Below are 9,434 nucleotides of genomic sequence, written 5' to 3'. Positions count from 1 at the left end.
ATATTAAGTATAATCGAGAAGAATATACTCAATTACTCACTATCAAAATGTGGGAACTAACACAGAAGTATTCTCCCCATCAATCTGTCTCATTACAACAATTTTTATATTTTCGTTTGAATTGCTATTTGATTGATTTGTTTCGCAGTCAGAAACAATTAGAAATTACAATAAATTCTCCAGATTTAAAAGAACGAGAAAATATTCTGTTTGATCAAATGAATCATCAAATTATATACCAACAGTTTTTGCAACTATTAACTACTAATGAAAAAAATTGGCTTAACTTAAAATTGCTAGGTTATAAACAATTTGAGATTGCATCAATGTTGAACTGCTCTATTTCTACAATAAAAAATTATCGAAAAAAGGTGCAAATAAAATACATTAAATATTACGGAATAAATCAAAAATAGGAGTTGGCAAATGACAAAGTTTACAAAATTATTATACCTCAAATCCGTTGTTGGAAATGAAATCATAACAGTCGGGCAATATACCACGCATCAATTTCACTATCCTACTTCAATCATGCCTACACTTACTTACCTTCTAGAAACCTATGGTTTATCACTATCTTATCAAACAAAACAAGCTAAACAAGTTTTAAAAATCAGAAAAATGGTCCCTATATTTATTAATCCAGATATTACTTTATTTCCGCTTAAAGCGAGACGCGCACCCTTGCAATATTATATCAATGCAAATGCGATTGTTGGGATTAAATCAAATAATGAACAAACAACAATTTATTTTGAAAATGCTACATTCATCATTGTAGATGCACCCTACACTTTTGTATATAAAAAATGGCAAGAAAGCATCACACTTTCTCACCTTTTAATTTAACGCATCATAGCGCTCTATTATGCTTATATTCTAATAGCTTCTTCGTAAAATAACCTGTTGCGACCTTAATTAAGTATAGACTAATCACCAATAATAGTAGCGCACCTATGAGTGTCAATACAACGATAATACTAGATAAATCAACTTCTGGTTTAATAAAAAATTGGACTGACGACAAACTTGTCAATAAAGCAAATAAGAATAATCCTAATAAAATAATATATGTAATTAAAATACCAATTAATAACATGAAGAAATAAGCTGATGAAACTACCTTTTCTTCAAAGATATAATTTTTCAAAAATTGATTGGAAAACGCAATCGGTCGATTGAGTTCTTCCTCATGGTTTTTATCCAAGACTTTCGATAACACTTGATCTAGTTGTTGTTTTTCTTTTTTATTTAAAAACCATAAATGCTTTTTAACTTTCTGTTTAAAAATATTTGCTTTCATTAAAGTTTCTCCTTAAAAGTATCACACTTATACTATCAATATACAGGATAAGTTATTTATCTTATGGTTTCAATAAAATTATAAAAAATTTTGCAATCAAATTATATTTTCTTTGCTTAACCATGCCATTCGATAGTTTTTTATTTCATTCAAGTAACCACATAAATTCAATTTATTCAATACTGCTTTAATCAACGCCAATAATGCATTGAAATACAACTTTCCATCACTTACCCAATAGTAAATGATTTCGCTTCTATAATCACTCAATATTTACTCGTTTCATTCATTATTAAGTCATAATATTATAACTTTAGTTAATTGCTTAATAATAAAATAACTTTTATTTCAGTAACTATACTTTAACTTTGAGTGTGTATAAGCAAGGTAGATGATAATAAAAACACTTTCATATGAATTCATTTTATGATGAATTCAATGAAAGTGTTTTTTCCATCATTTGGGAGTAGCTACAGAAATGAACTAACTGCGTTTACGACTATAAAATAGATAGACCAGAACTTTGGATATCTTTTGCAAAGCCTTTAACTGTATCAACAGATAATTCGTTTATATCGCGTCCTAAATTATTATTCACTTTTTTAACTACATCTGCCGGACATGTAATAATATCCGCGCCAACTTCATCAGCTTGGATGACATTGATGACTTCGCGACAGCTTGCCCATAATAATTTCACACCTTTTTTACTGTGTGTAACGTCAGCTGCTTCTTTCATCAATGGAATTGGATCTACTCCTGTATCTGCAATGCGTCCAGCAAATACAGACACATATGTTGGAACACCTTCTGTTACAGCATTAGTAATTTCTTTAACTTGATCTAAAGTGTAAACAGCAGTAATGTTTAAACGAACATTGTTTGCTGATAATTTTTTAATTAGAGAAATAGTTGATTCACCTTTTGTGTTTACAATTGGAATCTTAACAAAAACATTATCGCCATATTGTTTTAAAATTTCTGCTTCTTTTTCCATAGTTTCTAAATCATCTGCAAATACTTCAAATGAAATAGAAGCGTCAGGAATTTCGCGCACAGCTTCTTCGGCAAATGCTTTATAATCTGTTACACCTGCTTTTGCCATTAAACTTGGGTTTGTGGTAAAACCATCTACTTGTTTATTTTTATAAGCTGCTTTCATTTCTTCAATATCTGCACCATCTGCAAACACTTCAACATTTAAATTTGCCATTACTAATTCCTCCTGACTAAAATAAATAATTCTATAAAGAATTATTTTTATAACGGTTTAAACCATACACTTTATTTATACCACCTTTATTTCATAAATTCTATTTTTCTGCTTATAAATGATTAATTTCTGAAAATAATAGTATCAGTAACAGATCTAATATCACTAAAAACAAGCTTTATAATCTATATTGTTATTAACTAAAAACTTTTCTTATTGTAAATTTAGTTAACTTTAAGTTAATTTATGGTATTATAACTTAATAAATTGCATTAGGAGGTTATTATGGCACGTTCAAAACTTTATTTTTATTTATCATGCATTTTAATTATAATTAGCTTTTATTTTAATACTAGAAACCCTCTACTAAATATGCACTTTAATTCAATGATTAAACTCATTTTTGTTTGTAGTATTATCAATGCTATTATTTTAATACTTGCTATTATCTTTTCTGATAAATCTATTAAAAATTTACATGAAGATTCAGATTGGATTCGTCCAGTTAGCAAAATTTTACCTTATATAATATTAATTGTGATAGCAATTCATATCTTAGCTTCTCTCTCAACATTTGGTATTATTTTCTAAATCCTACTACAAAAGTTATACTACTTTTGTAGTTTATTTTTTTGAAAGGAAGATATCATAGTGCAATATTTATATATTTTTGTTGGCGGTGCCATTGGCGCATTCATTCGCTATTTATTATCTGTTTTTAATAGTACTGAAGGATTTCCAACTGGCACATTTTTCGCGAATATCATAGGTGCATTTTTAATGGGCTTATTAGGGTCTTTAGCGATACAGTATTTTAGAAACAATCCACTACTCAAAAAAGGTATAACTACTGGATTACTTGGTGCACTGACTACTTTTTCAACGTTTCAATTCGAACTTGTTGGATTATTACAACAACAAGCATATGTAATGTTAGTAACCTATGCTTTACTCAGCTATATCATAGGTATATTGGTTTGTTATATTGGAGTTAGAATGGGGGCGCGTTTATCATGACTCAGTTTTTTTTAGTTATGTTAGGTGGCGGAATAGGCGCAGTTATTCGTGCATTTGTTACTAATTTCTTTAACAATAGAATTAATAGTACTTACCCGATTGCAACACTTGTCGTAAATATTTTAGGTAGTTTTTTGATTGGTCTATGCATGGGACTGACTTTAAACGTTACTTGGATTAACACATTTTTAATTGTTGGAATTCTTGGTGGACTAACTACTTTTTCAACTTTATCATCTGAATTAGTTCAAATGTTAACACCAAACAAACAGATATTTCATTTTATTATTTATTCAATTTTACAATATGTAGTAGCGTTCATTTCATGTTTATTAGGATATTTTATGATTTAACTTACATAAAAAGAAAAGACCGTAAATATAGTTTTAATCTACTATATTTACGGTCTTATTCAAAATGCAATTACTCTATTAGTGTCCACTATACTCTGATGGATTAGGACCAATTCTTTTATCTTCGTTTAAACTGTCTAAACGTTCAATGTGTTCTTTAGTTAATTCAAAATCAAATACATTTAAATTTTCTTCAATTCTAGATGGTGTGACAGATTTAGGTATCACTACAACTCCATGTTCAATATTCCATCTGATTATAACTTGTGCTGGTGTTTTATTTATTTCTGATGCTACTGACTTAACTATATCATCTTCCAAAATTTGCGCATTCATTAATGGTGACCAGGATTCTACGTGTATATTTTGAACTTCAAGATATCTTCTCAATTCTGACTGTGTGAGATAAGGATGAAATTCAACTTGGTTAATTACAGGTTTAATTGAAACTTGAGCAAGTAATGCTTCTAAATGTTCTGCATTAAAGTTACTAACCCCAATATTCTTAACTTTATCATTTTTATACAAATCTTCCATACCTTGCCAAGTATCTATCATCAATGCTTCATCTAAGCCTGGCCAATGCATTAAATATAAATCTAAATAGTCTAATCCTAGCTTACTTAAACTAGTCTCATAAGCTTCCGCTACATTGCTGCGACCATAATCATCAAGCCATAATTTGGATGTAACAAAAAGATCACTTCTATCTAATCCTGTGGATGCTAATCCTTCTGCAATGCCTTGTCCAACCATTTCCTCATTATCATATATCATTGCAGTATCAATATGTCTATACCCATTTTCAATTGCATGTTTTACTGCATCCTTACATTGATCATTATTTTCAACTCGGAAAGTACCTAAGCCTATGATTGGCATTTTATTACCATTATAAAATGTTACAAATTCCAAATTTAAACTCCCCTTTACTATTAAACTATCTATAATAATAATCAAATTTATCAAACAATTAAATTAAAATGCCTAAATTTTAAATAATTTGTCTAAATAAATTACTTATATACTTAGATATAGACTTTTAACAAATAGCTATAGTCATAACCTTCTAAAAAATTCGATTCTTTTCCTAAACCAAAAACACATTTGTTAAGTTATTTTAATCCTATTGTTTAATGACCTATACATATATTGGTATTATATAGAATTAGAATAACATTAATAAATAGCAATTTAGATACATATATTTTGATAGGCAAATCAAACCAGATAATTTATATTAAAGTTTGCTCGTAGAAAAGTAAGTTCACACTTATAAAATACAAGTAAAAAAGCCCATAAATAAATTTTCGAAAAAATTCATTTATGAGCTATTATAACAAAATTTATATTCTTGATACTTTATTAGTTAAATGTTTCAATTTCATCCATCACACGTTGTAAATCTTCAACATTGTACTGGATACGACCATGAAAAACAAACTTATTAAAGTATTCATCAAGTTGTTCTGGTCCAACTAGCACTTTAGAATTAGTACTTTGTGCATAATTTGAAATTGTCACAGCACCTTCATCTTTAGGATTAAAATAAAGAATTGATGTCGGTGTGAATTTCAAGTTTAATTCTGTTTGTAATTCACCAGCTAGTTTTTCAATTTCATTTAAATAATTCGTATAATTTACAAATGATAAAGAATCTTTGTCATCATTTTGGTCCATAACTAAGGTTTGTGCCGTTTGTTTGTCAAGGTTTAACGTTTCAAACACTTGCTCCATCATCGGTTGTTCTTTGAATTGGTTAGCATTAATGCCATTAAATACATGACCTTTTAACAACTGTGAATCTATGAGATAGAGTCCAGTACGTGTGAGTACTAAATGACTTATACGGCGTATATCACTAAAGTTATTTTTCGGTAAGAAAATATTTGCCATGATATGCATATCTTCTGGACGAATACGTTTTTCATTAACTAAGCGTTCACGAATACCAATTAATCTCATATCCGTTACATACTCACTTTTATTTTTAGAGAAAAGTTTTAATGCATCTATTTCTTGCTCTTTTGCATTTACTGTAGCTTCATAGTCCTCTTTTTGTTTAGTAACTTGCTTTTTATTTTCAATTCTTTCTTTTTCTAACTCTTCATCATGTTCATCGCTAAGTTTTTGTTCTCTTGTTTTGTATTGCTCCTCAATGGTCTGCTGTGCTTTTTTCTTACTTTTCAAAGCAACTAAAAATAAGATCAAACAAATAACTGCTACGACAATTGCCACGATTAGTCCAATTTCCATCGGGCCAAATGAATTCATAACAACAACGCTCCTTTATGTGTTCAGTAACTTAATTATAATAGATATGAGTTCATCATTCGATAGTAAAGTTTAAAAAAATTAATTACGTCATGCTTATATTTCTACGCTATCTTTTAATAAATTTACTTTATCTAATTTTTCCCAAGGTAACAGTATATCTGTTCTTCCAAAGTGTCCATATGCTGCCGTTTGTTTATATATTGGATGTTTTAAATCTAACATTTTAATAATGCCTGCTGGTCTTAAATCAAAGTGAGTTCTAACTGCTTCTACTAGTTCTGTTTCACTTACTTTTCCTGTTCCAAAAGTATCTATTGCAATCGATACTGGTTCAGCCACTCCAATGGCATATGCGAGTTGAACTTCACATTTATCCGCTAAATCAGCTGCTACAATATTTTTGGCTACATAACGCGCAGCATAAGTAGCTGAACGATCTACTTTTGTAGGATCTTTACCGCTAAAGCAACCTCCTCCATGACGTGCATAACCACCGTATGTATCTACGATAATTTTACGGCCTGTTAAACCAACATCACCCTGAGGCCCGCCAATTACAAATCGTCCAGTTGGATTAATATAGAATCTTGTATTATCGTCAATTAATCCTTCCGGTACTGTTGGGTATATGACATGTTCTTTGATGTCAGCTTGAATTTGTTCTAAAGTAATGTCTTCCGCATGCTGAGCTGAAACGACAATTGTATCTATTCGATGTGGTTTATCTTGTTCATCATATTCGACCGTTACTTGAACTTTTCCATCTGGGCGCAAGTATTGTAAAATACTATCTTTTCGCACATCTGATAATCGTTTAGCTAATTGATGAGATAAAAATATTGGTAACGGCATATAAGTATCCGTTTCGTTTGTCGCATAACCAAACATTAAACCTTGGTCACCTGCACCAGTTGCTTCAATTTCTTCTTCTGATAAATTATCACGATATTCTAATGCATTATCGACGCCTTGTGCGATATCAGGCGATTGCTCGTCAATAGCTGTTAATATTGCCATCGTTTGACTATCGTAACCATATTTAGCACGTGTATAGCCGATGTTTTTAATTGTTTCTCTTACAACTTTAGGGATATCTACATATGTAGCTGTAGAAATTTCTCCTGAAATTAATGCCATACCCGTAGTCACGGTAGTTTCACAAGCAACCCGCGCATGAGGATCATCTTTCAATATTTCGTCTAAAATTGCATCAGACACTTGGTCAGCGATTTTATCTGGGTGCCCTTCTGTAACCGATTCTGAAGTAAATAATCTTCTATTATAAGTCATAAATTAACTTGCTCCTTTGTCTTTGATTACGAAAATTCTCTTTTATTGAGCTCATTAAAAAAAGCCTTCTTCACTATATGAATAGAGAGAAGGCCCTTATACGTCCATTCGCTCTTATCGTTCAGACGCTATTTGTCCGCAAACGGTTTGGCACCTTTCTTCGTTGTAAGAAGAGGTTGCTGGGCTTCATTGGGTCCATGTCCCTCCGCCACTCAGGATAAGAGAATCCGTTAATCACTATAGTACCGAAACTAAGTACTAATGTCAATTTGATATTTATTTAAATTACTTTAAAAATGGTGTGGACTAATCAATCATATGTGTTATACTCTGTAATTGTAAAGGCTTACATTAATTTAATAGCGTTGGAGGGATATAGTATGGCGGTAGATACATACACTTACACAAAAAAAGTTCAAAACATTTTGGACAAGAAGTCTTCATTATTTCAACAATCTACAACACAGTTGTATAAGAAAATTCTTAATAATAATGAAGGAGAACTAACCGAACTAGGTGCAATTAACGCTAAAACGGGTAAATACACTGGTCGTTCACCGAAAGATAAGTTTATTGTTAATGAACCATCATACAGAGATGATATTGATTGGGGAAATATCAATCAACCTATTGAAGAAGACACATTTTTAAAATTATATGATAAAGTATTAAATTATCTAAATGAAAAAGATGAATTATATGTATTTAAAGGCTATGCAGGTAGCGATAAAGATTCACAACTCAAACTAACGGTTGTCAACGAATTGGCTTGGCATAATCTCTTCGCACAAAATATGTTTATTCGTCCTGAAACAAAAGAAGAAGCAGAAGAAATTAAATCTGACTTTACGATTGTATCAGCACCCTATTTTAAAGCTGATCCAAATATAGATGGTACAAATTCAGAAACATTTATTATTACTTCATTTAAACATAAGGTCATTTTAATCGGCGGTACTGAATACGCTGGTGAGATGAAAAAAGGTATTTTCTCCGTAATGAACTACTTACTGCCTAAAGATAATATAATGAGTATGCACTGCTCCGCAAACGTTGGTGAAAAAGGTGATGTAGCTCTATTCTTTGGACTTTCTGGTACAGGAAAAACAACACTTTCAGCAGATTCAACTCGAAAATTAATCGGTGATGATGAACACGGTTGGAATGAAAATGGTATCTTTAATATCGAAGGTGGATGTTACGCAAAAGCAATCAACCTTTCTTACAAAAAAGAACCTCAAATATATGAAGCAATTAAATACGGTACAATTTTAGAAAATGTTGTTGTAGATGAAGAAGGCGATGTCGACTTTGATGACAACTATTACACTGAAAATACAAGAGCCGCTTATCCAATCAACCATATAGAAAATATCGTTACACCTTCCAAAGCAGCACATCCAAATACAATTATTTTCCTTACTGCTGATGCTTTTGGCGTTTTACCTCCTATCTCAAAACTTAGCAAAGATCAAGCGATGTATCACTTTTTAAGTGGATTCACAGCTAAACTTGCAGGAACAGAAAGAGGTATCACTGAACCAGAACCATCTTTCTCAACATGTTTCGGCTCACCTTTCTTACCTTTACATGCTAAAGTTTACGCAGATTTACTAGGCGACTTAATTGATAAACATGATGTGGATGTTTATTTAGTGAATACCGGTTGGACTGGTGGTAAATATGGTACAGGACGCCGTATTAGTTTAAGTTATACGAGACAAATGGTTAATCAAGCAATCACTGGACAACTAAGAGATACAGAATATATTCAAGATGATATGTTTGGATTAAATATACCAGTGGAAGTTGAAGACGTACCTCAAACACTACTAAATCCAATAAATGCTTGGAGTAAGCCAGAAGCATATAGAGAACAAGCTCAAGATTTAATCGACAGATTTAAACATAATTTCGAAAAATTTGGTGATGAAGTTTCAGATTTAGCACAAAATGGTGGCTTTAAATAAATACTTAATAA

Annotated in this window: 11 protein-coding genes and 1 riboswitch; of the genes, 6 read left to right on the top strand and 5 right to left on the bottom strand. The window is 30.9% G+C overall.

Features of this window, described 5'->3' with window-relative positions; translation table 11 throughout:
• On the top strand, window positions 1-416 hold a 416-nt coding region (locus tag CD150_RS13570; RefSeq protein ID WP_103161243.1), incomplete at its 5' end, for a sigma-70 RNA polymerase sigma factor region 4 domain-containing protein.
• Window positions 417-426: 10 nt separating this feature from the next.
• Window positions 427-849 carry a competence protein ComK gene (locus CD150_RS00530; protein ID WP_046207598.1) on the top strand — a complete coding sequence of 141 codons (423 nt, stop codon included), beginning with the start codon at window positions 427-429 and terminating at the stop codon, window positions 847-849.
• A 4-nt stretch (window positions 850-853) separates the two neighbouring features.
• Here CD150_RS00530 and CD150_RS00525 read toward each other — a convergent pair whose 3' ends face one another.
• Together CD150_RS00525 and CD150_RS00520 are read right to left on the bottom strand one after the other, a co-directional pair.
• Window positions 854-1,303 (bottom strand): hypothetical protein, encoded by a 450-nt coding sequence (locus CD150_RS00525; RefSeq protein WP_046207599.1) that lies wholly within the window; start codon window positions 1,301-1,303, stop codon window positions 854-856.
• A gap of 499 nt (window positions 1,304-1,802) precedes the next feature.
• Window positions 1,803-2,516 carry a transaldolase gene (locus CD150_RS00520; protein WP_046207600.1) on the bottom strand — a complete coding sequence of 238 codons (714 nt, stop codon included), beginning with the start codon at window positions 2,514-2,516 and terminating at the stop codon, window positions 1,803-1,805.
• Between the two features lie 285 nt (window positions 2,517-2,801).
• On the opposite strand from CD150_RS00520, the gene CD150_RS00515 reads away from it, so the two are divergent.
• Genes CD150_RS00515 through CD150_RS00505 form a run of 3 tightly spaced genes read left to right on the top strand, consistent with a single transcriptional unit; the run spans window position 2,802 to window position 3,886 of the window.
• Window positions 2,802-3,107, top strand: coding sequence for a hypothetical protein (locus CD150_RS00515; RefSeq protein WP_073341615.1), 306 nt, complete (start codon window positions 2,802-2,804; stop codon window positions 3,105-3,107).
• 60 nt (window positions 3,108-3,167) lie between these two features.
• Window positions 3,168-3,533: a fluoride efflux transporter CrcB gene (gene crcB / locus CD150_RS00510; protein WP_046207602.1), complete on the top strand. Its 366-nt coding sequence runs from the start codon at window positions 3,168-3,170 to the stop codon at window positions 3,531-3,533.
• Window positions 3,530-3,886, top strand: coding sequence for a fluoride efflux transporter FluC (locus tag CD150_RS00505; RefSeq protein ID WP_046207603.1), 357 nt, complete (start codon window positions 3,530-3,532; stop codon window positions 3,884-3,886). Before crcB ends, CD150_RS00505 begins: the two co-directional genes overlap by 4 nt.
• 78 nt (window positions 3,887-3,964) lie before the next feature.
• Here the strand turns inward: CD150_RS00505 and CD150_RS00500 are convergent, their stop codons facing one another.
• The 3 genes from CD150_RS00500 to metK all read right to left on the bottom strand — a co-directional run bounded on the left by CD150_RS00500 (window position 3,965) and on the right by metK (window position 7,453).
• Entirely contained in the window at window positions 3,965-4,801 is an 837-nt protein-coding gene (locus CD150_RS00500; protein WP_073341613.1) for an aldo/keto reductase, read from the bottom strand.
• 450 nt (window positions 4,802-5,251) lie between these two features.
• Window positions 5,252-6,160, bottom strand: a complete 909-nt coding sequence (locus tag CD150_RS00495; RefSeq protein ID WP_046207605.1) for a nuclease-related domain-containing protein — start codon at window positions 6,158-6,160, stop codon at window positions 5,252-5,254.
• Between the two features lie 96 nt (window positions 6,161-6,256).
• Complete coding sequence (gene metK / locus CD150_RS00490) at window positions 6,257-7,453, bottom strand: methionine adenosyltransferase (RefSeq protein WP_073341610.1); 1,197 nt, start codon at window positions 7,451-7,453, stop codon at window positions 6,257-6,259.
• A 111-nt stretch (window positions 7,454-7,564) separates the two neighbouring features.
• A riboswitch (SAM riboswitch) is annotated at window positions 7,565-7,677 on the bottom strand.
• A gap of 156 nt (window positions 7,678-7,833) precedes the next feature.
• Here metK and pckA point away from each other — a divergent pair.
• Window positions 7,834-9,423, top strand: a complete 1,590-nt coding sequence (gene pckA, locus CD150_RS00485; protein WP_070658751.1) for a phosphoenolpyruvate carboxykinase (ATP) — start codon at window positions 7,834-7,836, stop codon at window positions 9,421-9,423.
• The last annotated feature ends 11 nt before the right edge of the window (window positions 9,424-9,434 follow it).

The sequence above is a fragment of the Staphylococcus ureilyticus genome, from assembly GCF_002902235.1.
Taxonomy (GTDB): domain Bacteria; phylum Bacillota; class Bacilli; order Staphylococcales; family Staphylococcaceae; genus Staphylococcus; species Staphylococcus ureilyticus.
Note: the sequence above shows the minus strand (reverse complement) of the source record. Positions and strands in the feature narration are given on the sequence as shown.